The 23802-nt window shown below is 75.8% G+C and carries 23 protein-coding genes and 1 riboswitch; of the genes, 6 read left to right on the top strand and 17 right to left on the bottom strand.

Translation table 11 applies throughout. The annotated features are described in order from the left end of the window. The 4 genes from D7294_RS06390 to D7294_RS06375 form a co-directional block, all read right to left on the bottom strand. Nucleotides 1-771 carry a polyprenol monophosphomannose synthase gene (locus tag D7294_RS06390; RefSeq protein ID WP_120676463.1) on the bottom strand — a complete coding sequence of 257 codons (771 nt, stop codon included), beginning with the start codon at nucleotides 769-771 and terminating at the stop codon, nucleotides 1-3. Next, nucleotides 764-2575: an apolipoprotein N-acyltransferase gene (gene lnt / locus D7294_RS06385; protein ID WP_120676461.1), complete on the bottom strand. Its 1812-nt coding sequence runs from the start codon at nucleotides 2573-2575 to the stop codon at nucleotides 764-766. Before lnt ends, D7294_RS06390 begins: the two co-directional genes overlap by 8 nt. 473 nt (nucleotides 2576-3048) lie before the next feature. After that, on the bottom strand, nucleotides 3049-4698 hold the full coding sequence (locus D7294_RS06380) for an amidohydrolase (RefSeq protein ID WP_120676459.1): 1650 nt from the start codon (nucleotides 4696-4698) through the stop codon (nucleotides 3049-3051). Between the two features lie 66 nt (nucleotides 4699-4764). Next, nucleotides 4765-5205 carry an Lrp/AsnC family transcriptional regulator gene (locus tag D7294_RS06375; RefSeq protein ID WP_174248284.1) on the bottom strand — a complete coding sequence of 147 codons (441 nt, stop codon included), beginning with the start codon at nucleotides 5203-5205 and terminating at the stop codon, nucleotides 4765-4767. Between the two features lie 250 nt (nucleotides 5206-5455). Here D7294_RS06375 and D7294_RS06370 point away from each other — a divergent pair, with 250 nt between their 5' ends. Continuing rightward, nucleotides 5456-5875, top strand: a complete 420-nt coding sequence (locus D7294_RS06370; protein ID WP_120676457.1) for a hypothetical protein — start codon at nucleotides 5456-5458, stop codon at nucleotides 5873-5875. Nucleotides 5876-5906: 31 nt separating this feature from the next. On the opposite strand, the gene D7294_RS06365 is transcribed toward D7294_RS06370, so the two are convergent. Further along, nucleotides 5907-7154, bottom strand: a complete 1248-nt coding sequence (locus D7294_RS06365; RefSeq protein WP_120676455.1) for an acyl-CoA dehydrogenase family protein — start codon at nucleotides 7152-7154, stop codon at nucleotides 5907-5909. Nucleotides 7155-7639: 485 nt separating this feature from the next. Between D7294_RS06365 and D7294_RS06360 the strand changes: the two genes are divergently transcribed. After that, on the top strand, nucleotides 7640-7828 hold the full coding sequence (locus D7294_RS06360; RefSeq protein ID WP_120676453.1) for a hypothetical protein: 189 nt from the start codon (nucleotides 7640-7642) through the stop codon (nucleotides 7826-7828). A gap of 83 nt (nucleotides 7829-7911) precedes the next feature. Here D7294_RS06360 and D7294_RS06355 read toward each other — a convergent pair whose 3' ends face one another. Continuing rightward, entirely contained in the window at nucleotides 7912-9282 is a 1371-nt protein-coding gene (locus D7294_RS06355; RefSeq protein WP_120677079.1) for a peptidase C39 family protein, read from the bottom strand. 234 nt (nucleotides 9283-9516) lie between these two features. Between D7294_RS06355 and D7294_RS06350 the strand changes: the two genes are divergently transcribed. The 3 genes from D7294_RS06350 to D7294_RS06340 all read left to right on the top strand — a co-directional run bounded on the left by D7294_RS06350 (nucleotide 9517) and on the right by D7294_RS06340 (nucleotide 12684). Beyond that, nucleotides 9517-10095, top strand: coding sequence for a uridine kinase family protein (locus D7294_RS06350; RefSeq protein ID WP_120676451.1), 579 nt, complete (start codon nucleotides 9517-9519; stop codon nucleotides 10093-10095). 52 nt (nucleotides 10096-10147) lie between these two features. Then, a complete protein-coding gene (locus tag D7294_RS06345) occupies nucleotides 10148-12010 on the top strand; it encodes an AAA family ATPase (protein WP_120677078.1) in 1863 nt (620 codons plus the stop codon). A gap of 134 nt (nucleotides 12011-12144) precedes the next feature. Next, nucleotides 12145-12684, top strand: coding sequence for a GNAT family N-acetyltransferase (locus tag D7294_RS06340; protein ID WP_174248283.1), 540 nt, complete (start codon nucleotides 12145-12147; stop codon nucleotides 12682-12684). Nucleotides 12685-12799: 115 nt separating this feature from the next. Here D7294_RS06340 and D7294_RS06335 read toward each other — a convergent pair whose 3' ends face one another. The 10 genes from D7294_RS06335 to D7294_RS06290 form a co-directional block, all read right to left on the bottom strand. Continuing rightward, complete coding sequence (locus D7294_RS06335; RefSeq protein WP_120676447.1) at nucleotides 12800-13564, bottom strand: SDR family NAD(P)-dependent oxidoreductase; 765 nt, start codon at nucleotides 13562-13564, stop codon at nucleotides 12800-12802. Between the two features lie 74 nt (nucleotides 13565-13638). Beyond that, nucleotides 13639-14115, bottom strand: a complete 477-nt coding sequence (locus tag D7294_RS06330) for a PH domain-containing protein (protein WP_120676445.1) — start codon at nucleotides 14113-14115, stop codon at nucleotides 13639-13641. After that, entirely contained in the window at nucleotides 14115-14975 is an 861-nt protein-coding gene (gene hisG / locus D7294_RS06325; protein WP_120676443.1) for an ATP phosphoribosyltransferase, read from the bottom strand. The genes D7294_RS06330 and hisG overlap by 1 nt, the downstream gene beginning before the upstream one ends. Nucleotides 14976-15082: 107 nt before the next feature. Continuing rightward, nucleotides 15083-15355, bottom strand: coding sequence for a phosphoribosyl-ATP diphosphatase (locus D7294_RS06320; RefSeq protein ID WP_120676441.1), 273 nt, complete (start codon nucleotides 15353-15355; stop codon nucleotides 15083-15085). 33 nt (nucleotides 15356-15388) lie between these two features. Further along, complete coding sequence (gene ribH / locus D7294_RS06315) at nucleotides 15389-15874, bottom strand: 6,7-dimethyl-8-ribityllumazine synthase (protein ID WP_120676439.1); 486 nt, start codon at nucleotides 15872-15874, stop codon at nucleotides 15389-15391. 205 nt (nucleotides 15875-16079) lie between these two features. Beyond that, complete coding sequence (locus D7294_RS06310) at nucleotides 16080-17387, bottom strand: bifunctional 3,4-dihydroxy-2-butanone-4-phosphate synthase/GTP cyclohydrolase II (protein WP_277751075.1); 1308 nt, start codon at nucleotides 17385-17387, stop codon at nucleotides 16080-16082. 2 nt (nucleotides 17388-17389) lie between these two features. Continuing rightward, nucleotides 17390-18055 carry a nicotinamide mononucleotide transporter family protein gene (locus tag D7294_RS06305; protein WP_120676437.1) on the bottom strand — a complete coding sequence of 222 codons (666 nt, stop codon included), beginning with the start codon at nucleotides 18053-18055 and terminating at the stop codon, nucleotides 17390-17392. Further along, a complete protein-coding gene (locus D7294_RS06300; protein ID WP_120676435.1) occupies nucleotides 18052-18726 on the bottom strand; it encodes a riboflavin synthase in 675 nt (224 codons plus the stop codon). The genes D7294_RS06305 and D7294_RS06300 overlap by 4 nt, the downstream gene beginning before the upstream one ends. 1 nt (nucleotide 18727) lies before the next feature. After that, nucleotides 18728-19825 (bottom strand): bifunctional diaminohydroxyphosphoribosylaminopyrimidine deaminase/5-amino-6-(5-phosphoribosylamino)uracil reductase RibD, encoded by a 1098-nt coding sequence (gene ribD, locus D7294_RS06295; protein WP_241562152.1) that lies wholly within the window; start codon nucleotides 19823-19825, stop codon nucleotides 18728-18730. 179 nt (nucleotides 19826-20004) lie between these two features. Then, nucleotides 20005-20135, bottom strand: a riboswitch (FMN riboswitch). A 297-nt stretch (nucleotides 20136-20432) separates the two neighbouring features. Then, nucleotides 20433-21644 carry an ROK family transcriptional regulator gene (locus D7294_RS06290; RefSeq protein WP_120676431.1) on the bottom strand — a complete coding sequence of 404 codons (1212 nt, stop codon included), beginning with the start codon at nucleotides 21642-21644 and terminating at the stop codon, nucleotides 20433-20435. Nucleotides 21645-21926: 282 nt separating this feature from the next. Between D7294_RS06290 and D7294_RS06285 the strand changes: the two genes are divergently transcribed. Next, a complete protein-coding gene (locus D7294_RS06285; protein ID WP_120676429.1) occupies nucleotides 21927-23147 on the top strand; it encodes an MFS transporter in 1221 nt (406 codons plus the stop codon). A 49-nt stretch (nucleotides 23148-23196) separates the two neighbouring features. Here the strand turns inward: D7294_RS06285 and D7294_RS06280 are convergent, their stop codons facing one another. Next, nucleotides 23197-23658 (bottom strand): phospholipase, encoded by a 462-nt coding sequence (locus tag D7294_RS06280; RefSeq protein WP_120676427.1) that lies wholly within the window; start codon nucleotides 23656-23658, stop codon nucleotides 23197-23199. Between the last annotated feature and the right edge of the window lie 144 nt (nucleotides 23659-23802).

Here is a 23802-nt window from a genome sequence, read left to right as displayed (position 1 = left end):
TCAAGTGTGCCTTCGCCCGGCCGCTCTGCCGAAACGGGCCGCCAGGCCCCAGGCCGTGACGCGCCACAGCGCCTCGACCACGATGTCGCGGCTCATCTTGCTGTCGCCGTACTCGCGCTCCACGAAGGTGATGGGCACCTCGGCCACCCGGTGCCCTGCCCGCACCGCCCGGTGGGCCAGGTCCACCTGGAAGCAGTAGCCCTGGGAGGCGACGTCGCTGAGGAAGCCGCCCTCCAGCACGTGCCTGCGGAACGCCCGGAAGCCGCCCGTCACGTCCCGGACCGGCAGGCCGAGCAGCAGCCGCGCGTAGCCGCTGCCGCCGCGGGAGAGCAGCTCCCGGTACCGGGGCCAGTGCACGATCCTCCCGCCGGGGACCCAGCGGGAGCCGAGGACCACGTCGGCCCCGTTGCGCACCGCGGTCAGCAGCCTGGGCAGCTCCTCCGGCTGGTGCGAGCCGTCCCCGTCCATCTCGACCAGGACGTCGTAGCCGCGTTCCAGGCCCCAGGCGAAGCCCGCCAGGTAGGCGGCGCCCAGGCCCTCCTTGCCCCGCCGGTGCAGCACGTGCACGCCCGGGTCCCTGGAGGCGGCCTCGTCGGCGAGCTTCCCGGTGCCGTCCGGGCTGTTGTCGTCGGCCACCAGCACCTCGCAGCTCGGCCGCACCGCGCGCACCCTGGTCAGCAGCCCGGGGAGGTTGTCCGCCTCGTTGTAGGTGGGGATGATCACCAGGACCCGGCCCAGCGGGTCCGCCGGGCGCCGCGCCTCGTCAGTCACCCGCCGCCCCCTCCGCCGCGGTCCCCCCGGCCCGCGCGGGCGGGGCCGCCTGCGCCAAGTCCGCGGCCGGCGCCGCGCGGCGCGCCCTGCGCCCGCGGACCACCACCAGCGCCCAGGCGCCCAGGCCCACCGCGGTCAGGGCCCACTCCGGGGCCGCCCCCAGCCGGTCGGCGACGGTCTTCCCGTCGCGCAGCGGCAGCCGGGCGGTCAGCACGTCCTGGGTGAACTCCTCGGTCCGCTGCTCGATGCTGCCGTCGGGGGCGACGATCGCGCTGATGCCGCTGGTCGCCACGGTGACGACCGCGCGGCCGTGCTCCACCGCCCGCAGCTGCGACATCGCCAGCTGCTGCTCGGGCTGCCCGGTGCGGCCGTAGGTCGCGTTGTTGGTCTGGACGACCAGCGCCCGCGCCCCGTCGTTCACCGTGTCCCTGACGATGCCGTCGTAGGCCACCTCGAAGCAGATGACGTCGCCGAGCCTGGCCGGGCCGACGTCGAGCACCCCGGTGTGGTCGCCGGGGTAGAAGTCGCGGGGGACCCGCTGGAGGCGGGTGATGACGGTGCTGAGCTGGTCGCGGAAGGGCACGTACTCGCCGAAGGGCACGGGGTGCTGCTTGGTGTAGGAGGCGCCGGGGCCGGTGACCGGGTCCCAGACGATGCCCTGGTTGAGGACGTACCCCTCCTTGGTGGGGTGGTCGACCAGCGCGCCGACCAGGATGGGCACGCCCACCGCCCTGACCGCCTCCTCGATGGCGGCGCGCGCCTCCGCGTCGCGGTACGGGTCGAGGTCGGAGGCGTTTTCCGGCCAGAGCACCAGATCGGGCCGCTCCACCCGCCCGGCCTCGATGTCCTCGGCCAGGCGGAGGGTGGCGTCCACGTGGTTGTCGAGGATCTGCATCGGGCGGCCCAGGAAGTCCATGCCGGGACGCTGGACGTTGCCCTGGACCACGGCTATGGAGACGGTGTCCTCCGCGTCGGTGGGCACCGGGACGGCGTACCCGGCCACCGCCGCCCCGGCGGCCAGGGCGGTGGCGCCGAGCGCGGGCAGGGCCACCGTGCGCCGGCGCACGGCCCGCCAGGAGGGGCGCCCGGTGCCGTGGGCGCGCGCCAGGCGCAGGGCCGCCCAGGCGAGCAGGGTGCCGCACAGGGCCACCGCGAAGCTGACCAGGGGGGCGCCGCCGAGCGCGGCGAGCGGGGTGAACGGGCTGCTGGTGTTGGCGAAGGCGAGCCTGCCCCAGGGGAAGCCGCCGAGCGGCAGGCGGTCCCTGGCGCACTCCTCGGCCACCCACAGGCAGGCCCCCCACAGCGGCCACAGGCGCAGCGTTGAGGTCCGCGCGAGCCCGGCGCCCAGGGCGAGGAAGAACGCCGCCTCGGCGAGCGCCAGGCCGAAGGTCACGTCCCAGCCGATGACGTGCAGCCAGCGCAGCAGCCAGAAGAAGAAGGGCAGGGCGAGCGCGAAGCCGAGCCAGGCGCCCTGCCGCCAGGTCCTGCCGTGGGTCAGGACGGAGAGCGCCGCCACCGCGAGGAAGGACAGCGGCCACACGCCGTAGGGCGGGAAGGCCAGCGCGAGGAGCACTCCGGTGGCGGCGGCCACCAGGCTGACCCGCCAGTGCCGCCGCGCCGCGGCGGCCAGCCTGCGGCGCCGCGTGGGCCTCCGGCCCGCCGGGGCGGAAGGGGCGGCGGGGGCGTCGGGAGGCACTGCGCCGCCGGGCGGCGGCGCGCCTGGCGGCCCGGCGGGCGGCTCCGCGGCGTCCTCGCGGAAGTCCTCGGCATCGCCGGCCGTGGTCGTCTCGGGGCCCGATGGCACGGTCGTGGCCTCTCTGCAGAGCGAGCGGTGGAGAACGACCGTACCTCGGACGGCGGAAGTCGTGCGGATCGGGACCCGGCGCCCTTCGGTCCGGCCCGGGACCCGCTGGCTGCGGGTCGACCGAAAGCCGTTGTCTACTGAGCGTCCGGGTCCCGCCCGGGTCGCACCAGCCGTCCGGGCGTCATCTGCCGCCCCCGTGCCGCAGGCAGACTGGACCTGGTTCCCGCTGGCGGGGCGCCGTCCGGCGGCCCGCCCTCTGGCCCAGCAGCGTTCGACGACTGCGCGGAGCCGCGCCCGGCCGGACGTCCCGTGGTGGACCCGGCCGAACCTACCGTTGCCCGGCGGTCGGCTGTCAACAGCCGTCTGACCTGGAGGTTTCCCTCAAAGATCCAGGTCAGTGCGGAGGGCGGCCACGAGTGCGACAGGCACAGGGCACGTCGTTCGGCGGTACGCCGCCCGCGCGGATCACTCGTTCAGCCGGTCAGCAGGTCGTGCAGGACCCGGCCGCCGGCGACGGTGCGCAGGCACTCGGGCAGCGGGGCGCCCGGGCTCAGGTCGGGGAGCCCGGGGGTGCCCGACCTGGGGTCGGTGGACCAGCGGGCGATCCGGTCGTCCGGCGCCTGGACGAGCAGTTCCCCGGTGCGCCACACGGCGTAGTCCGCGGGCGCTCCCGGGGCCAGCACGCCCGCGTCGTCGCGGCCGAGGGCCCGCCAGCCGCCCCTGGTGTGCGCGGTGAAGGCGGCGCGCACCGAGACGCGGTGCGCGGGCGTGCGGTGGAAGGCGGCGGCCCGCACGGTGCCCCACGGGTCGAGCGGGGTGACCGGGGCGTCCGAGCCGAAGGCGAGCGGCACGCCCGCCCGCAGCAGCGCCGCGAAGGGATTGAGCGCACGGGCGCGTTCGGCACCCAGGCGGCGCGCGTACATGCCGTCCGCGCCGCCCCACGCGGCGTCGAAGGCGGGCTGCACGGAGGCGGTGAGCGCCAGGTCGGCGAAGGCCGCGATGGTCTCCTCGGTGAGGAGTTCCGCGTGCTCGACCCGGTGCCGCGCGGCGCGCACCCGGCCGGTGCCCAGCCGGGCGGCGGCGGCCCGGAATCCGGCCACCACGGCGTCGAGCGCGGCGTCGCCGATGGCGTGGAAGCCGGCCTGGAGCCCGGCCTCGGTGCAGGCGGTGACGTGCGCCTCGACCTCCGCGGCGGTCAGGTGTGCGGTGCCGTGGTGCGGGGCGTCGGCGTAGGGCTCGCGCAGGTGCGCGGTGTGCGAGCCGAGCGAGCCGTCGGCGAAGAGGTCGCCCGCCGCGCCGACGGCGCCGCGTTCGCGGACGCGTTCCGCTTCCTTCGCGTCCGTGACGAGTCCGCCCCAGTAGCCGAAGACGCGCGGGAGCGGTTCCGCCGCGGCGAGGGCGAGCAGCGCGGCGAGGTCCTCCTCGCTGGAGATCTCGGGTCCCGCGCACTCGTGCACGGCGCCGATGCCGAGCGCCGCGGCCCTGGTGAGCGCGGCCCGCTGGGCGGCGGCGCGCTGCCGCGGCGTGATCCCGGCGTCGGCCGCGCGCCGCACGGCGTGGTGCGCGTCCCCGGTGAGCGGGCCGTCCTCGCGCCAGCCCTCGCGCCTGGTCAGCCCGGGCACCCGGTCCATCAGCGCGGTACTGGCGAGGGCCGAGTGGGCGTCCACGCGGCTGAGGTAGAGCGGGCGTCCCCCGGCCGCGGCGTCGAGTTCCGCCCGGGTGGGCGGGCGTTGCTCGGGCCAGCGGGTGGTGTCCCAGCCCTGGCCGAGGAGCACCTCGCCCGCGGGGCGGGCGGCGGCGTGCTCCCGGATCAGCGCGAGCGCCTCGCCGAGGCCGGCGGCGCCCGCGAGGTCGAGGCCGGTCAGCGCGAGCCCGGCGGAGGTGGTGTGCACGTGTGCGTCGGTGAACGCCGGGGTGACGAGCGCCCCGTCCAGGTCGATCACCTCGTCGGCGGTGGGGGCGAGCGAGTCGGCCGCGGCCTCGGAGCCGACCCAGGCGATGCGGTCCCCCTCGACCGCCATGGCGGTGGCGAAGGGATCGGCGGGGCTGTGGATCTCGCCGCGGCGCAGCAGGACGGTGCGTCCGGGGCCCGGGCGCTCGCCGGGGGTGGTGCGTTCAGTCATGCCCCAAGTCTTCCGGCTGAGCGCCGCCCGCACCCGGCCGCCCCCGCCCGGCCGCCGGCCGTGGCCTCAGATGCGCGGCGGGCGGGACTCGTAGGGCGTGGAGAGCACGACGGTGGTGCGGGTGGAGACGCCGGCCAGGGTGCGGATGCGGGCGAGGACGTGCTCCAGTTCCGCGGGGGTGGCGACGCGCACCTTGAGGATGTAGTTCTCGTCGCCCGCGACGCTGTGGCAGGCCTCGATCTCGGGCAGGCCGGCGAGCCGGTCGGCGATGTCGTCGGGCGCGCTCGGGTCGAAGGGCTTCACGGAGACGAACGCGGTGAGCGGCAGGCCGACGGCCTCGGGAGCCACGATGGCCGCGTAGCCGCGGATGATGCCGCGCTGTTCGAGCCGGCGCACCCGCTGGTGGACCGCCGAGGTGGACAGGCCCGTGGCCTTGCCCAGATCGGTGTAGCTCATACGCCCGTCGCTGACGAGCAGTTCCACGATGCGCCGGTCCAGTTCCTCCACGGCTCCGTAACCTATCGGACCCCCGCCGGGCCCCCGCGGTCGCGGCGGCGCGCCGGGCGGGGGCCGGCGGGCCGGAGGGGGCGGCCTGACGCATGGGTCCCCCGGGGAAAGGGGCACGTTTTCGCAACACTTGTGTGACGAACAACACAAACGGCCTGCGGTACGCCGTTCTGCTGCGCGATTATTCGCCGAACCCCGCGGGAAATGCTTGCTGTGGCCAACGCCATAGCGCCATCCAAGGGGGATGCACATGCGCGCTTCGAAGCCGCCTCGCCGTTCCGAACCGGCCGCTCCGCCATCGGAGTTCGCCGAGGAGCGGGAAGACTTCGAGTTCCTCGACGACGAGTTCGACGACGAGCAGGCGGGCGAGGTGATCCGGGTCGTCTGCCCCGGCTGCGCCCGTCCGATCGCCCTCGCCAGGGCCGGGGACTCCCTCCCGCAGCACGCCCTGTGCCCCACGCCCTGGGACCCGTTCGGCCTCCAGGTCTGCCCGGGTTCCGGCCGTGCCGTCGCGGAGGGCGGCGCGGTGGAGACGCCCGTGGTGCCGCTGGTCGACACCGCCGTGCTCGCCGCCCTGCCCGAGGGGCTCGACTGGCGGCTGCAGCCCTTCTCCCACGTCGCGGCGCCCGGGCCCGCCGCGAGGATGCCCGCGCTGCGCCAGGCGGCGTAGCCGGGCCGGTCCCCGCGGCGGTGCGGCCCCGCTAGGAGGCGCGGGGCCCGGGGACGGCCTCGGGGACGGCGCCCGCCGGCACCCGCGGCTGCGCGGGCCGCTCCGCGCTCTGTTCCCGGCCCAGCAGGTGCCTGGCGATGACCGAGCGCTGGATCTGGTTCGTCCCCTCGACGATCTGCAGCACCTTCGCCTCGCGCAGGTACCGTTCCGCGGGCAGCGAGGCGTCCCAGCCCTCCTGGCCCATCAGCTGCACCGCGTCGCCGGTCACCCGCATCACGGCGTCGGTGCAGAACAGCTTGGCCATCGCGGCCTCGCGCGAGAAGGGCAGCCCCGCATCCCGCAGCCTGGCGGCGGCGAGGTAGAGGGTGCGCCCGGCCTCGATCCTGGTGGCCATGTCGGCGAGCATGAAACGCAGCCCCTGCTGGTCCGCGAGGCGTTCGCCGCCCGCGTCCGGCCTGGTCGTGTGGGCCACCGCCACGTCGAGGGCCGCCTGGGCCACGCCGATCGCGCAGGCGGCGATGCCCAGGCGCCCCGCGTCGAGGGCGGCCATGGCGATGCGGAAGCCGCCGTTCTCCTCGCCGAGGCGCCGTTCGTCGGGGACCCGGACGCCCTCGAAGTGCAGTTGCGCGGTCGGCGAGCCGTTCATGCCCATCTTCCGCTCCGGCGCGGCGACGCTGAGCCCCGGCGCGTCGGCGGGCACCAGGAAGGCGCTGATGCCGCGGGGCCCCGCGGCGCCGGTGCGGGCGAAGACGGTGAGGAAGTCGGCGACGGGGCCGTGGGTGATCCACGCCTTGGTGCCGGTGAGCACCCAGTGGCCGCCCTCCCGGGTGGCGCGGGTGCGCATCGCCGCCGCGTCGGAGCCGGCGGCGGGCTCCGACAGGCAGTAGGCGCCGAGCAGCCCGCCGCGCAGCATGGCGGGCAGGTGCGCGGCGCGCTGCCCCGCGGTGCCGAAGTCCGCCAGCGCGTGGCAGGACAGCGTGTGCACGCTGACGCCGAGGCCGACGGTGAGCCTGGCGGCGGCGAGTTCCTCCAGCACCTGGAGGTACACCTCGTAGGGCTGTCCCCCGCCGCCGTGTTCGGCCGGGTAGGGCAGGCCGAGGAGCCCGGCCGCGGACAGCCGCCGGAAGGTCTCCCGCGGGAAGTCGCCCGCGGCCTCCCCCGCCGCGGCCTGCGGCAGCACCTCCTCGCGGATCAACTCACGTGTGCGGGCGAGGAGTTCCTCCGCGTGCGCGGTGGGCAGGTGGCGTCGCACCCGCGTGGGGGTCTCGACCGGGGGCATGGGCTTCCTCCAGCGTCGTGGGCCGCCGGATCGCGGCGGCCCGGATGTCGTCCTTGGTGGGATGCGGACGAGAGGACCACGTGAGGACGCGGCCACGGGGTGGGGAGCGCCGGCTTCGCGCGGCGCTGCCTGGCCGGGCCGAATCCACCGGCCCGCGGGCCGGGACGGTCGCCGCGGCCGGTAGGGCGATCATGCCGCGCGTCCGCGCCCAAGCGCCAGACTGCGGCCAGGGATTGACGCTCCGTGAGCGGAGTCGGGGTGGCGAGCCTGGAGGCGGCCACCGGGTGCCGTTTAGTGATCGTTCAGCGCTTTGCCAGCGCTTCGGCGCACTGTGGTCCTGACGTCGGCAGACGGGAAAGGAGAATGCAGATGCGAAGCATGAAGCGCCTCGCGGGCGCGGCCGGGGCGGCCGCCGCCGCGGGAGTCCTCGCGGTGGCCCTCGCCTTCCGGCGCAGGCGGCCAGCGGCACCCTCCGCATAGCCGGGGTGACCTACACCAACCCGAGCGGCTGTTTCGCGATCCCCGCGGGCGTGGTCATCACCAGCAACTTCACCGATCAGACGATACGGATGTACGACAACAGCGGCTGCGTCGAACCGGAGTTCCGCCGGCTCGTCCCGGGCGAGGAGTACCTGTCCATCTCGGATCACCAGATGAGCGTGCTGGTCCTCTAGCGGCCGGCGCCGCGGACGCGGGCCGCCGGGCCCCGGCGAGGGCGTGCCGTACGGCGCCTCGCCGGGGCCCGGCGGCCGGCCGCTCAGCGCACTCCCACGGCGGCCAGGGCACGCCGCTGGGCCGCGGTGAGGGAGACCGGGAAGTAGAGGTAACAGACCCCGCCGGTGCCGCTCTTCACGTTGCCCGCCGCGTCGTACCGCTTGGTCCGCAGCCAGATGTTCTCGAAGGATCGCCGGGGATAGACGTGCCGGACGGCGGCGTTGTCCGGGCTCGCCGGGTCGTTGGCGATCACGTCGCCCTCCGCGGTGAAGCCGATCACCGTCATCAGGTGGCCCGAGGTGCCGTAGCCCGCGCCGTCGAGCTCGGACTCGACGAAGGACTGGGACGTTATCAGCGGGATGCCCGCGGCGATCAGCGTCTCCGCCTCGGACAGGGAGGCGAGGCGGGTGACGACCCCCTGCAGCCCGGGGTAGGTGGCGGCGTAGGCGGCGTTGAAGGGCCAGTTGCCGCAGCCCTCGTACTGGTAGTCGAAGGTGAAACGGGCCGCGTGGCACACCTGCGGGTCGGCGAAGTCCGGGTCGACCCAGGAGAGTTGCTCCGGGCTGGGGCGGCGGCCCCAGGATTCGATGATCATCTGCGAGGAGGTCGGGCTGCACCAGGCCTCGCCCCCGCCGTCGTACTCGGGGTACTGGCCGTCGTGGACGTCCTGCGAGTACGCGGGCACCGTGAGCTCCACGCCCGCGGCGGGCCCGGGCTCGGTGGCGGGCACCTCGAAGCGGTCGGGCACGGCCGAGGTCATCGCGCCCAGCCGCCACACGGTGGGCACCGCGGCCGAGCCGGGGGCCCGGTAGAGCGTCAGCCGCAGCCGGTAGGCGGTGAGCAGCGGCCCCGCGGCCGGGTCGTCGACGGCGAGGGTGTCGGTCCACACCGAGCTCTTGCCGTCCTGCTGGCCGTCCACCGAGGTGCGCCGGATGTCCTGGTCGCCCGCGGCCCACACCCCCAGCGTGTACCAGGGGGTGTCGGTGCCGTCGGCGTAGGTGCCGAGCACCTCGACCCGCAGGAAGGAGCCGGCGGGGGTGTCCGCGTTCCAGGAGGCGATCAGCTCGGTGGCCGGGGTGGCGGGGCGGTGCACCGGGGAGAGCCAGGTGGCGTACTCCCAGGCCCGGGTGCTGCCGGTGTGCGGGTCGGCGTAGTCCACGGTGCCCTGCGCGGCGGCGAAGGCCACGCCGGGGCGCGACCCGCCCACCACGGAGACGCCCGAGGCGCTGCCCTGGCGCCAGTCGGCGGCGCAGACCCAGCCCCGGTACTCGATGCCGGACGCGTTCGCGGCCCCGGGCCGGCCGCCGCGGCGACCGCGCGGGCCCTGCCGGGCGGCGGCCGAGTCGACGGCGAGGGATGCGCTGCCGCCGACCGCGGCGGCGGCGACGGCGGCGAGTACGGTTCGGCGTGGCATCGAGGTCACCTGGGTGTCTCCCGTCGTCTCCTGGCGTGGGTCCGGGCCACCGACCCGGAACCGGTGGGTGGGGTGGTGCGGATGCGGCGGTTGCGTGGGGGGTGCGTCGGTTCGGTGGGGTGCGGGCGCGACGGGCACCACTATCGCCCGTCCGAAAGCTGACGACCAGTAATTGCCCCGGAACGGTCGGAAAGAATATTGGTGTCGACCAGTGGCATCGCTAGCCTTGCCGGGATGATCTCCCCACCGGACGAGGGACTGGCCGCCCTGGCCGCCCGGCTGCGCGCCCTCCGGCCGCGCTGCGGGCCGGTCAGGCTGGTCGGGATCGACGGCCATGCGGGCTCGGGCAAGAGCACCCTCGCGGCCCGGCTGGCGCGGGCGCTCGGCGGCGCGCCGGTGGTGCACCTGGACGACCTGGCGAGCCACGCGTCGTTCTTCGGCTGGACGGAGGCGTTCGAGGTGCAGGTGCTCGGGCCGCTCTCCCGCGGGCGGGAGGCCCGCTATCGCGTTTACGACTGGGAACGGCGCAGGTTCGGCTCCGAGGAGGCCGTCGGGCCCGCGCCCGTGGTACTGGTCGAGGGGGTGGGCGCCGGGCGCCGGGCGCTGCGCCCGCGGCTGTCCTTCCTGATCTGGCTGGCCGTGCCGCCCGCGGTGGCCTGGGCGCGGGGGCTGCGCAGGGACGGCGCGGAACTGACGGAGTTCTGGCGGGAGTGGACGGCGGCCGAGGCCGGGCACTTCGCTGATGATCCGTCAAAGCCCTTTGCGGATATCCTGATGAGACCAAGGGGCCCCGGCTACGATGCCTGCGGCTGAGGCCCCGCGGGTGCTGGGGACAAGGCAGCGGGAGCCCGTTGTGGGGGTCGTCATGAGTTCTGGCACGCACGGCACCCCACCCCAGGGCACCGGCGCCGAGCTGGCCTGGCTGCGCGGCGTGGACGCGTATGCCTCCGCCGCCTACGCCGAGGCGGAGGAGGAGTTCAGGGCGGCGGTGCGCGAGGACCCGGGCATGGCCGACGCCTGGCTCGGGCTGCACGCGCTGCGCGCCGACGTGCCGACGGCCCTGAGCCAGATGTACCGCAACCGCGCCCGGTTCGGGGAGCAGCGCGAGCGGCACGGCCGCCCGCTCAGCTCCTGGTACTGGCTGGGCTGGTGGGTGCAACCGGTGCTGGAGACCGGGCGCGACCTGCTGCTCGCCTACGCCTCCCACCTGCTCGACGGCCGCAGGATGACCGAGCTGGACCGGGCGCTGGCGCAGTGCCCGCCGCCGGAGTCCGATCCGTACGCCAGGTTCCTGCACGCCTGCCGCTGCTACCTCTCCAAGGACTGGGAGGGCCTCTTCCGGTTCACCGCCACCCTCGTGGACGATCCGCAACTCGGCGTGGAGGCAGGGCTGTTCGCGGGCATGGCGCGGGTTCGGCTGGAGATGTTCGAGCAGGCGGAGCCGCTGCTGACCGCCGCGCTGATGCGCTGCCGCAGCGAGCAGCCGCAGCGCAAGGAGCTGCGGTACTGGCTGGCGAGGGCGCGGGAGGGCAGCGGGCGCAGCGCGGCGGCGATCCCCCTCTACCGGGCGGTGCAGCACGCCGACCCCGAGTTCATGGACACCGCCGAGCGGCTGACCGCGCTGGCCGCGGAGGACCCGGACGCGGAACTGCTCGCCGCCCCGCCCGGGGCCGCGGCCCGCCCGCCGGGGGCCGGGGGCCTGCCCGGCGGCGCCGAGGCGGCCCTCGGCGCGCTCGACCTGCCGGCCGGGCGGGTGCCCTCCCCCGCGGCGCCGGCCGGGGCCGAGGGGGGCCCCGTGCCCGGGCACGGGGCCTGGCCGGCGGGCGCCGTGCCGCTGCCGCCGCCCGCGGACCCGGCGTTGCTCGAGCGTACGCTCGCCGAGCTGGACCGGATGGTGGGGCTCGGGCCGGTGAAGGAGCAGGTGCGGGCCATGTCGGCGCAGCTGCGGATGGCCAGGCTGCGCTCGGGGCAGGGGCTGCCGGTGCAACCGCCCAAGCGGCACTTCGTGTTCTCCGGCCCCTCGGGCACCGGCAAGACGACCGTGGCCCGCATCCTCGGCCGCGTCTTCCACGCGCTCGGGCTGCTCAGCCACGACCGGCTGGTGGAGGCCCAACGGGCGGACCTGGTCGGCGAGTTCCTCGGGCAGACCGCGGTGAAGGCCAATCGGCTGATCGACTCGGCGCTCGGCGGCGTGCTGTTCATCGACGAGGCGTACAGCCTGGTCCACACCGGCTACAGCCGCGGCGACGCCTACGGGGACGAGGCGCTGCAGGTGCTGCTGAAGCGGGCCGAGGACAGCAGGGAGCACCTGGTGGTGATCCTGGCCGGGTACCCCGAGGGCATGGACCGGCTGCTGGCCGCCAACCCCGGCCTCGGCTCGCGCTTCTCGGCGCGGGTGGAGTTCCCCAGCTACACGCCGAAGGAGCTGACGGCGATCGGCGAGCTGCTCGCCGCCGAGCACGGCGACCTCTGGGACCCGGAGGCGCTGGAGGAGCTGCGGAGCATCACCGCGCACGTGGTCGCCGAGGGCTGGATCGACGAGCTGGGCAACGGCCGTTTCCTGCGGACGCTCTACGAGTCCTGCTGCGCCTTCCGCGACATGCGGCTCGCCGAGTCGAACACGGCCCCCACCAGGGAGGAGCTGGCGACGCTGCGCCTGCCCGACCTCATGCAGGCGTACGGCGAGGTGCTCTCCTCCCGCAGCAGACCCGCCCCCGACGACCTGTAGCCGCCCCGGGGCGGGCGGGTCCCCGGCGCGGCGGCCCCCGCGCGTGGGGCGCCCCCGGCGGGGGCCCGGCCCGCGCCGGGGGCCGGTTGCGAAAGTCCCTGGCCACGGGCCGTGGAGTGTGTTTCCATGCCGCGGTGGAAAACGAGAGCGCCTCCGGCACGACGCCGTCGCCGCGCCTCAGGCACCGGGCCGATGGCGACCTGGATGCCTGCGTACGGCTGCTGGCCGAGGTCCACGAGCGGGACGGGTACCCGGTGTACTGGCCCGACCGCCCGGGCACCTGGCTGAGCCCACCCGCGCAGTTCTCCGCCTGGGTGGCGGAATGGGACGGCCGCATCGTCGGGCATGTGGGCCTGGCCCGGAGTGGTGCGGACGACGCGGCGCCCGGGGTGTGGAGCGCACGTGCCGGGGTCGGCAGCGAAGCGGCCGCCGTGGTCAACCGGCTGTTCGTCGCCCCGTCGGCCCGCGGCCACGGGATCGGCGCGCTGCTGATGGCGCGGGCGGTCACGGCGGCGCGGGACCGTGGCCTGCACCCGGTGCTGGACGTGCTGGCCTCCGGCACCGCGGCGACGGCCCTGTACGAGCGACTCGGCTGGCACCTGCTGGCCACCGTCGAACGGCAGTGGCGCCCGGGGCACAAGGTGGCCCTCCGGTGCTACGCGGCGGCCCCCTGACGGCCGCGCGTGCGGCCACCGCCGCCCGGCCGGGGCGGCGGTGGCCGAAGACGATCGCCGCCCGGCGGACGGCCACGCGCCGGCCGCGGCCCCGCGGAGGCCGGAACGACGGCGCCTACGCCGTGCCGAGCGCGTGGCCGCCGTTGACCTTGACGCGTTCGCCGGTGACGAAGCCCGCCTGCGGGGAGGCGAGGAAGGCGACGGCGGCGGCGACGTCCTCCGGGCGCCCCATGCGGCCGAGCGGGACCTCGGCCGTGTAGGAGGCCAGCGACTCGGCCGGGGTTCCGGCGTGCCGCTCGACCGGAATCCAGCCGGGCGCCACCGTGTTGACCGTGATCCCGTACTCGCCCAGGGCCCTGGCCCAGCACCGGGTCAGGGCGTGCTGGGCGGCCTTGGCGGCGACGTAGGCGGACATGTCGGGGAGCGCGCGCTCCAGCACGTCGGAGCCGATCTGGATGATCCGGCCCCCGCCGTTCTCCCGCATCGCCGGGAGCACGGCCTGCATCAGCAGGGTGGGGCTCTTCACGAAGAACGTCAGCTGGTCGAGGTGGTCCTGCCAGCCGAGCTTCTCGGGGGCGATGTTCGGCTGCGGCCCGGTGGCGTTGAGGACCAGGGCGGTGACCGGGCCCAGGGTCGCGGTGATCTCCTCGACGAGGCGGGCGACTTCGGCCTCGTCGGTGACATCGGCGGCGAACTCCCTGGCCGTTCCGCCCGCCGCCCGGATCTCCCCGGCCACGCGGCGGGCCTGCGCCAGGCCCGCATGGCAGCCCACGGCCACCGCCCATCCTTCGGCGGCGAGGCGGCCGGCGATGGCGGCCCCGAGGCCGCGGGAGGCGCCGGTCACCAGGGCGACGGGGCTGCTCTGGTCCTTGTTCTTCATGCCGCCAACCTACGGCGCGCCCGCGCCGGCTTCGCCCCCGCCCCCGGCGTGCGGGCCTGGCTCCCTGGCGCTCGTCAGCGCCCGGCGGTCCCGTGGGCCTCGGCGAGGGCGCGCAGCGCCCTGGCGTGGGCGAGGGCCGTGCGGCGGGCGACGCCTGGCTGGATGCCCATGACCGCGAGCACCGTGCCGTCGGCCAGGTCGAGGGTCACCCACGGGTCGCCCGGCCTGAGGTTGACCCGCAGGATCTCCGCCCAGGCCAGCCGCCGCCTGACCGTGAGGTTCACCACGGTCACCCCCTCGGCGTCGGCCGTCACGTGGGGCCGGCTGAGGAGCGCGAGCACGGCCCAGACGAGGAGGCCGCCGAGGCTGAAGGCGACCCGCTCCGCGGCGCTCCAGTCGACCGCCTCCCCCGCCGGGAGGAGCACCGCGACCAGCGTGAGGGTGGCGAAGACGGCCGCGCCGATGCTCAGCAGCACCACCCGGGTGACCGTGGGCCGGAACGTGACGGGCAGCGCGGGCAGCTGCGGCGCGGCCGGTTCCCTCGTGCTCATCACAGCCGGGCGGCGTGGATTCCGGTGGTGAGGATGGCGCGGGCGCCCAGCTCGTACAGCTCGTCCATCACGCGCTGCGCGTCCTGGACGGGCACCATGGAGCGCACGGCGGCCCAGCCGCGGTCGTGCAGCGGGGACACGGTGGGCGACTCCAGGCCCGGGGTGAGGGCGACGGCCTTCTCGACCAGCTCGGCGCGGATGTCGTAGTCCATCATCACGTATCTGCGGGCGACCAGGACGCCCTGGAGCCGCCGCAGGAACTGCCGCACCTTGGCCTCGGCCCCGGCCTCCTCCCCGCGTGCGCCGGTGCGGCGGATGACGACCGCCTCCGACTCCAGGATGGGCGCGCCGATGATTTCGAGTCCGGCGTTGCGCAGCGTGGTGCCGGTCTCGACCACGTCGGCGATGACCTCGGCCACGCCCAGCTGGATCGCGGTCTCCACGGCACCGTCCAGGTGCACGACCGAGGCGTCGACCCCGTGCTCCTCCAGGTGGGCGCTGACCACGCCGGCGAAGGAGGTGGCGATCGTCAGGCCGCCGAACTCGCGCACGTCCCGCACCCCGCCGGGGCGGGTCGCGTAGCGCAGCGTCGAGGCGGCGAAGCCGAGCCGGAGGATCTCCTCGGCGTCGGCGCCCGAGTCCAGCAGCAGGTCCCGGCCGGTGATGCCGATGTCCAGGCGCCCGGAGCCGACGTAGACGGCGATGTCGCGGGGGCGCAGGTAGAAGAACTCCACCTGGTTGTCCTGGTCGATCAGGACCAGCTCGCGGCGGTCCTTGCGCTGCCGGTAGCCGGCCTCATGGAGCATGGCCGCCGCAGGCTCGGAGAGAGCGCCCTTGTTGGGAACGGCGATGCGCAGCATGGGACGGGCTTCCTTACTTCCGTGAGGTTCTGGACGGGTGGGTGATCCGCCGCGGGGCGGAGGGGTCCCGGCGGTGCCGGCGGGCGGGCCCGGGTCGCGGGCGGCCCTCACAGGTGAGCGTATACGTCGGCGAGGGAGATGCCGCGGGCGACCATCATCACCTGGAGGTGGTAGAGCAGCTGCGAGATCTCCTCGGCGGTCCGCTCCGCCCCCTCGTACTCGGCCGCCATCCACACCTCGGCGGCCTCTTCGACGACCTTCTTGCCGATGGCGTGGACCCCGGCGGCGACCAGCTCTGCGGTCCGCGAGGTGCCGGGGTCGCCGGTGGCAGCCTTGCGTTCGAGCTCGGCGAAGAGCTCGTCGAATGTCTTGTTGGCCATGGTCCTCTTACCCTACGGCGTGCCGGCGGCCACTCAGCGCCGGGGGGCCGCGACGGCCCGCAGGGTGCCCGCCGTCGCGACGGCGGCGGTGGCCGCCTCGTGCCCCTTGTCCTCCGCGGAGCCTGGCAGGCCGGCCCGGTCCAGCGCCTGGTCCTCGGTGTCGCAGGTCAGGACGCCGAAGCCGACGGGAACCCCGGTGGCGACGGCGACCTGGGTGAGGCCCTGGGCGACGCCCTGGCATACGTAGTCGAAGTGCGGGGTGCCGCCGCGGATCACGACGCCGAGCGCGACGACGGCGTCGTAGCCGCGGGCGGCCAGGGCCCGTGCGGCGACGGGCAGTTCGAAGCTGCCGGGGACGCGCACCACCTCGGGATCGGGCACGTCGAGCTCGGCGAGCGCGCGCCGGGCGCCCGCGAGGAGGCCGTCCATCACCTTCTCGTGCCACTGCGCGGCGACGATCGCGACGCGCAGGCCGGCACCTCCCGTCACCACGAGGTCCGGGGCGCCCTTACCACTCACCGCTGTCCACCCTCCTGCCGTCCGGTCGTGGTGTTCCGACCGGTCTCTTCGCCTTCTCGGCCTTCTTGGCGTCTTTTCTTCTTTTCTTCGTGACGTGTTCGCGTCCTGCGCGATTCCCCGGCTGCCGCACGCGGTTCACGGCCGCGCGGGGCCCGCCGCGCCGGGTGCCGGGCCGCCGCGGGCCCGGCCGTCCCGGGGCCGGCGGTCACTCGTTGCCGCAGGCGGAGACCGGGGCGGGGTCGAGCCAGGGCAGCGCGTGTCCCATCCGGTCCCGCTTGGTGCGCAGATACCGCAGGTTGTGCTCGCCCGGCGGCACCGGGACCGGCTCGCGGCCGGTGACGCGCAGGCCGTGCCGCAGCAACGCGGCCGTCTTGTCGGGGTTGTTGGTCATCAGCCGCACCGAGCGCACGCCGAGGTCGGCGAGGATGCCGGCGCCGGCCGCGTAGTCGCGGGCGTCGGCGGGCAGGCCGAGTTCCAGGTTGGCGTCGAGGGTGTCCAGGCCGCGTTCCTGCAGCTCGTAGGCGCGCAGCTTGGGCAGCAGCCCGATGCCGCGCCCCTCGTGGCCGCGGAGGTACAGCACCACCCCGCGGCCCTCGGCGGCGATCCGGTCGAGGGAGGCGGCGAGCTGGGGGCCGCAGTCGCAGCGCCCGGAGCCGAAGACGTCCCCGGTCAGGCATTCGGAGTGCAGCCTGACCAGCACGTCCTCGCCGTCCCCGAGGTCCCCGGCCACCAGCGCGATGTGTTCCACGCCGTCCGCGGCGGCCCGGTAGCCGAGGGCCCGGAAGTCGCCGTGCGCGGTGGGCAGGCTGACGTCCGCCTCGCGGCGCACCGCGGGCAGGCCGGCCCGCCCGGCGGCGCGGCGGTAGGCGATGAGGTCCTCGATGGAGATGATCGGCAGGCCGTGCCTGCGGGCGAAGGCGCGCAGCGCGGGCAGCCGCAGCATGGTGCCGTCCTCCCCGGCGATCTCCACGACGACGGCGGCGGGCCGCAGCCCGGCCAGCCGGGCGAGGTCGACCCCCGCCTCGGTGTGCCCGGGGCGGACCAGCACGCCGCCGGAGCGGGCGCGCAGCGGGAAGACGTGGCCGGGGCGGGAGAAGTCGGCCGGGTCGGCGGCCGGGTCGGCCAGCAGCCTGATGGTGGTGGCCCGGTCGGCGGCGGAGATGCCGGTGGTCACGCCGTGCGCCGCGGTGGCGTCCACCGAGACGGTGAAGGCGGTGGCCATCGACTCGGTGTTCTTCTCCACCATCTGCGGGAGGGCCAGCCGGTCCAGGTCGGCCCCTGCCATCGGCACGCAGATCAGGCCGCGGCACTCGGCCATCATGAAGGCGATGGTCTCCGGGGTCGCCAGCTCGGCCGCGACGATGAGGTCCCCCTCGTTCTCCCGGTCGGCGCGGTCCACCACCACCACCGGGCGGCCCAGGGCGATGTCGGAGATCGCCCGCTCGACGGGGTCGAGCGCGCCTTCCCGTTCTTCTCCTCCGCCGGCGTGGATCGCCTGGGCGGGCTCGGCCACGGTCACGCTGCTGCTCCTTCCAGTGCGGGCCGCGCCACCGCTTCGCGAGAGCGGCGGGAGCGCAGCCACCAGTCGCGCATGCCCCACAGGACGAGGACGAAGTAGACGATGTAGACGAGGGCGGAGAAGGGCAGGCCGCTGTCGAAGGCCAGCGGGACGCCGACCAGGTCGACCAGCAGCCAGGCGATCCAGAACTCCACGAGGCCGCGGGCCTGGGCCACCATCGCGGCCAGGGTGCCGACGAAGATGTAGGCGTCGGGCCACGGGTTCCAGGAGAGGTCGGGGAAGGCGGCGAAGAGCGCGCCGACGGCCACCGTGCCCACGGCGGCGCCCCCGGCGAGCACCCCGCGCTCGGCCCAGGTGGCGAAGCGGACCGCTATCTGGCCGTCGCCCGAGGTGCGGCCGCCGCGGCGCCACTGCCACCAGCCCCAGCCGGCGACGAGGATGACCAGCACCTGCTTGCCCACGCCGCCGCTGAGGTGGGCGGAGGCGTAGGCGGCGACGAGGATGGCGCCGGACAGGAGTTGCACGGGCCAGGTGAGCAGGGAACGCCGCCAGCCCAGGGCCAGGGCGGCGAGGCCGGCGAGGTTGCCGGTGAAGTCCGACCAGATGACGTCCTGCCCGAAGGCGGTGAAGGCCGTGGAGTTGAGCTGATCGAGGGCGCTCACCCGAGGCTCACCCCGCTCCCGGCCCGCTCGCCGGCCTCCGGGAGGCCGGCGAGGGCGCCGGCGCCGCCGGCCGGCTGCGGCTCCCGGTGGGCGAGGAGGCGCTCGACGTACTTGGCGAGCACGTCGACCTCGAGGTTCACCTGCTCGCCCGGCTGCCTGCGGCCGAGCGTGGTGAGGGCGAGGGTGGTGGGGATGAGACCGACGGTGAAGCGGTCGTGGCCCGCCTCGACGACGGTGAGGCTGACGCCGTCCACGGTGATGGAGCCCTTCTCCACGACGTAGCGGGCGAGTTGGGGCGGCAGCGAGAAGGCCACGCTCTCCCACTGCTCGCCGGGGGTGCGGGTGAGGACGGTCGCGGTGCCGTCCACGTGGCCCTGGACGAGGTGGCCGCCGAGTCGCCCGCCGAGCGCCATCGGGCGCTCCAGGTTGACCGGGTCGCCCGGGGCCAGGGTGCCGAGGGTGGAGCGGCGCAGGGTCTCGGCCATCACGTCGGCGGTGAACTCGCCCTCGCCGACGTCCACGACGGTCAGGCAGGCGCCGTTGACCGCGATCGAGTCGCCGTGGCCGCTGCCCTCGGTGACCTTGGCGCCACGCAGCCGCAGCCGCGCCGATTCGCCGGCGCGCTCCAGGGCGACGACCTCGCCACGTTCTTCGACGATTCCGGTGAACAACTCAGGACTCCTTGGCTGCGAAGGTGGGTGCTTCGGCGGGGACCGCGGTGATCCGCACGTCGGAGCCGACCTGGGTGACGTCGGTGACGCGCAGGCGCAACGCCCGCGCGAGGGTGGTGATTCCCGCGTCGGCGAGGGCCGTGGGGCCCGCGCCGAGCAGGACGGGGGCGAGGTAGCCCACGACCTCGTCGACGGCCCCCGCGGCGGCGAACGCGCCGGCCAGCGTCGGCCCGCCCTCCAGCAGGACGGAGACCACCTCGCGCCGGTGCAGGGCGGTGAGCAGGGCAGAGAGGTCAAGGCCGGGCCCGTGGGCGGCGCGCGGCAGCCGCAGCACCTCGGCGTGCTCTTCGAGGGGGGCGGTGCGGTCGGGCGGCACGTCGCGGGCGACGGCGATCAGGGTGGGGGCTGCCCCGTCGAGCACCCGGGCCCCGGGGGCGACGGCCTTGGCCTCGGTGTCCAGGACGACCCGCAGCGGCTGGCGGGCGCCCGGCACGCCGCGCGCGGCGAGGTGCGGGTCGTCGGCGCGGGCGGTGCCGGTGCCGACGAGGACGGCGTCGGCGCGGGCGCGGAGCCGGTGGACCTCGGCCCGCGCCTGCGGGGAGGAGATCCAGCGGCTGGTGCCGTCGGCGGCGGCGACGCGGCCGTCGAGGGTGGCGGCGTACTTCCAGCGCACGTGCGGGCGGCCCAGCCGCACCGAGGTCAGCCAGGCCGCGTTCCCCGCCGCCGCCTCGGCCGCGAGCGGCCCGCGGGCCACCTCGACGCCCGCGGCGGCCAGCGTGGCGGCGCCGCCGCGGGCCCTGGGGTGGGGATCGGCGACGGCGTAGACGACGCGGGCGACGCCTGCGTCGATCAGGGCCTGGGCGCAGGGGCCGGTGCGGCCGGTGTGGTTGCAGGGTTCGAGGGTGACGACGGCGGTGCCGCCGCGGGCGGCCTGGCCGGCCTGGGCGAGGGCCTCGATCTCGGCGTGCGGGCCGCCGGCGACGCGGTGCCAGCCCTCCCCCGCCTGCCGCCCTGCGGCGTCGAGGAGGACGCAGCCGACGACGGGGTTGGGGCTGGTGGTGCCGAGGCCGCGGGCGGCGAGCTCGATGGCCCGGCGCATCGCCTGGGTCTCGCGTGCGTCGCGGGAAGCGGCCGAAGCCGCAAGGGACGGGGACGCCACCCGGTTCCTCCTGCCTCTGTGGGCACGGCTCCGGGGCGTTCCGGCAGGGCGCATCGGGTGGCACGGGGAGAGGCGGGTCCCTCAGGGCAGGGCGACCGCGGCACACCGCACCCGATCCGCCGCGCACTGCCTCCCATCCGGACTTTCACCGTCGGTCCAGGAATTCCACCTGGTCAACCGGCCGCTGGCAGCGGCCGGGTCGCGGACTTTTACCGCCGGTTCGGAGTTTCACCGACCCCGGAGTGCGCGTTGTCACGGTTACGCCCACCAGTCTGCCACGCGCGCCCACGGCTCATGCCTGCGTGTGGGACGGCTCACAGCCCGGCCGGCTCCCGCCCGCCGCGGCGCGCGCATCGCCCGCACCGGCGCGCCCGGCCCCGGCACGCGCCCCTTGCGCGGTCTCCCTCCCGGGCCGCCGCGTTCCGCCGGGCCGGGCCCGTTTTCCCCGGTCCTTCCCGCCATCCCGGTGACGGGCGCACGGAGCGGCGCCCGGCCTGCCCTGCCGCGTGCCCGGCCGGCCCTCCCGCGTGCCCGGCGGGCCGCCGGGTCAGCGTCCGCGGCCGGCCACGGCGGCGCCCGGCCCGAACAGGTCGGCGCGGGCGGCGTCGAGCGCGACGGCCAGGGCCCCGCCGAGCACGGGGCTGCCGCCGACGGTCGCCGCGCGCACCTCGGCCTCCAGCGGGGAGAGGGCGCGCAGCCGCCGCGCCACGTGGTCGACGAGCGCCTGTCCGCCGGCCCTGCCGACCTCGCCCCCGAGCAGCACGCAGCCGGGGTCGAGCACCGCGATCACGCCCGCGATGCCGACGGCCACCCGCCCGGCGAGCTCGTCGAGGAAGCCGGCGGCCTCCTCGGCCACGGCCCGGCGCACCAGCTCCTCGGCCGCCGCCGCGTCCTGGCCCGTGGCCGGGCCGAGGCCGTGCGCGACGGCCAGGTCGCAGACGGCGGCGCTGGAGGCGAGGGCGTGGAAGCCGCCGCCGCACTCCACCGCGTTCGGCAGCCCGCCGGTGATGGGCACCGGCAGGAAGCCCACCTCTCCGGCGCCGCCCGAGGCGCCGCGGCGCAGCACCCCGTCGAGGACCAGGGCGGCGCCCGTGCCGTGCCCGAGCCACACCAGGACGAAGGTGTCGCGGTCCCGGGCCGCGCCGAGCCGGTGTTCCGCGAGGCCCGCGAGGTTGACCTCGTTCTCCACCAGGACCGGCCCGCCCAGCCGCTCGCGCAGGGCGGCGAGCAACTCCCGGTGCCAGGCGGGGAGTGAGCTGAAGGGCCGCAGCGCGCCGCTGACCGGGTCGGCGAGGCCCGGGGCGCCCATCACGGCGGTGTGGAGGGTGGCGATCCCGGCCTCGGCCATGGCCTTTTCGAACGCGCCGAGAACGGCCGGGACCATGGGGGCGGCGGCGCCCTCGCCGGCGCGGGGCGGGACCGGCAGCGAGACGTGGGCGACGGTGCGCCCGGCGAGGTCGGCCAGGGCGAAGGCCACGCTGTCGGTGCGCACGTCCAGGGCCGCGACGTGGGCCCGGTCGGCGACCAGGCCGTACAGCCGTGCCTTGGGCCCCCTGCGGTCCTCGCCGGCCTCCCCCACGTCCCGCACCAGTCCCCCGCGCGCGAGCCTGGCCAGCAGGTCCGCGACGCTGGGGCGGGAGAGCCCGGTGAGCTCGCGCAGCCTGCCCGCGGTGAGCGGGCCGTGCTCGGCCAGCAGATCCAGCGCAATGCGGTCGTTGATCGCCCGTGCGGTCCTGGGCGTTGCGGTACGGGCAGTCATGCGGGAATCCTCGCAGACTTTCTATTAGGCAACCTTCCTGATAGTTTACTTCCGGCCGCAGGGCACGACCCTGGCTGTCGGCGGGCGCCGGCGGCTGCCGGCCTCCCCAACGGCGCCCGCCGACCCTTGGCGCGCACCCACCGCGCCTCGCCCCCTCCCTCGCCGGTCTTCCGTCCCCCGCCTCCCCGCTCCCCCGTCCCCTCCTTCGTCCGCCCCCAGCCCGCCACCCCTCGCCGGCAACCGCCGGCGTCCACGCCGCTCTTCGGGAGGAATGGCAACGCCATGCCACAGCAGCACAGCGTCACCCTCCACAGGGACCGGGTCCGCCGCGCCAGGCGGGCCGTGGGCGTCGTCTTCGCCCTGCACGGATGCGTCGTGGGCAGCTTCGCCACCCGCGTGCCCTGGCTCAAGGACCACCTGGACCTGAGCACCGGCGAGCTGGGCCTCGCGCTGGCCTTCCCCGCCATCGGGGCCTCCGTCTCGATGCCGCTGGCCAGCCGCCTCATGTACCGCCACGGGGCGCGCGCCGCCGTCCGCGGCCTGCTCGCGCTGTGGACCGTGTCCCTGGCGCTCCCCCTGCTCGCGCCCGGCATGCTCACGCTGTGCGTGGTGCTGACCGGGTACGGGGCGGCCTCCGGGATGTCGGACGTCGCCATGAACGCGCAGGGCGTGGATGTGGAGCGGGAGTTCGGGAAGTCGATCATGTCGGGCCTGCACGGCCGGTGGAGCGTGGGCTCCCTGCTCGGCTCGCTCGGCAGCGTCGCCGCCATCGGGTTCGGCCTCGACGCCAGGATCCACCTCGCCCTGGCCTCGGCCGTGCTGACCGTGACCGGCGTGCTGGTCTGCCGCGGCCTGCTCGACGTGCGGCCGGAGCCGGAGGCGGCCCCGCCGCCGCGGTTCGCGCTGCCGCCGCGCTCGGCGCTGCTGATCGGCGCCGTCGGGATGTGCGCCATCCTCGCCGAGGGGGCGAGCATGGACTGGTCGGGCGTGTACCTGCGCGACCTGACGGGCTCCTCCGCGGCCGTGGCCGCCGCGAGCTACACCGCCCTCGCCTGCACCATGGCCGTCGCCCGGCTCGCCGGGGACGTGGTGGTGCGGCGGTACGGCACGGTGCGCACGGTGCGCGGCAGCGGGGTGCTCGCCGTGGCCGGCGGCCTGCTCGTGGTGACCGCGTTCACCCCGGCCCAGGGCATCGCGGGCTTCGCCCTGCTCGGCATCGGGATCGCGGTCGTGATGCCGCTCGCCTTCGCGGCGGCCGGGCGCAGCGGGCCCAACCCGAGCCAGGCGATAGCGGGCGTGGCGACCATCACCTACACGACGGGGCTGATCGCCCCGACGCTGATCGGCGCCGTGGGGGAAGTGGCCACCCTGCGCGCCTCCTTCGGAATGATCTCCGCCGCGGCCTGTGTGCTGGTGTGCGCCGCAGGGGTGCTTGGCGTACGCCGGCCGGGCGGGCCGGTGACTGCGGACAGCCGTCCCGCGACGGCCGCGGCGGACCGCTGAGCGGCCGCGGGCGCGAGGTCGGGGGACCTTGCGCCCGCGGCCGCCGGCCTCAGCTGCCGAACTCCTTGACGGCCTGGTAGTACGTCCAGGCCAGGGCGTCGCAGGCGACCCCGCTCGCGCCGGAGTAGCCGTCGCAGACCCGCTGCAGGTCCGCGTAGAGCATGCTGTCGAGTCGTGACTTGTTGGCCGCGAAGGTGCCCAGGTCCTTGAAGTTGCGATAGCCGAAGTCATGCCGCGCGCATGACAGCTGGAAGGGGAAGCCGAAGGGGTTGTCCGGGGAGCTGGAGCAGTAGTCGGTGCTCCAGTCGAACTCGTAGGCGCTCCAGGCGCTCTGGTTGTTCCGCGCGGCCAGCCACGCGTTGTAGCTGGACGCGCTGGTCTGGGTCCAGCTCGTGACGACCTGGGCCTTGTCCGCGGGTACCGCCTCGGCGGGGGCCGCGGAGGCGGCGAAGGCGCCGACGGCGAGCGCGGAAGCGGTGAGGGCGGTGGCGATCCGTTGACGCGTGCGCATGCGCAACCTCCGGATGTGGGGGGTGGCCCGCCGAAGTGGGCCCGAGTATCCGGAAGTTGAAGCTACTGGCGGGTAGAGGGAAGCTCAACCCCCTGGGTGTGCACGAAAGTTGACCAGAGGAAGAACGCGGCCCGGCCTCCCGTC

This window comes from Streptomyces hoynatensis, assembly GCF_003626535.1.
Classification (GTDB): Bacteria; Actinomycetota; Actinomycetes; order Streptomycetales; family Streptomycetaceae; genus Streptomyces; species Streptomyces hoynatensis.
This window is presented reverse-complemented; position numbering and strand designations above follow the sequence as displayed.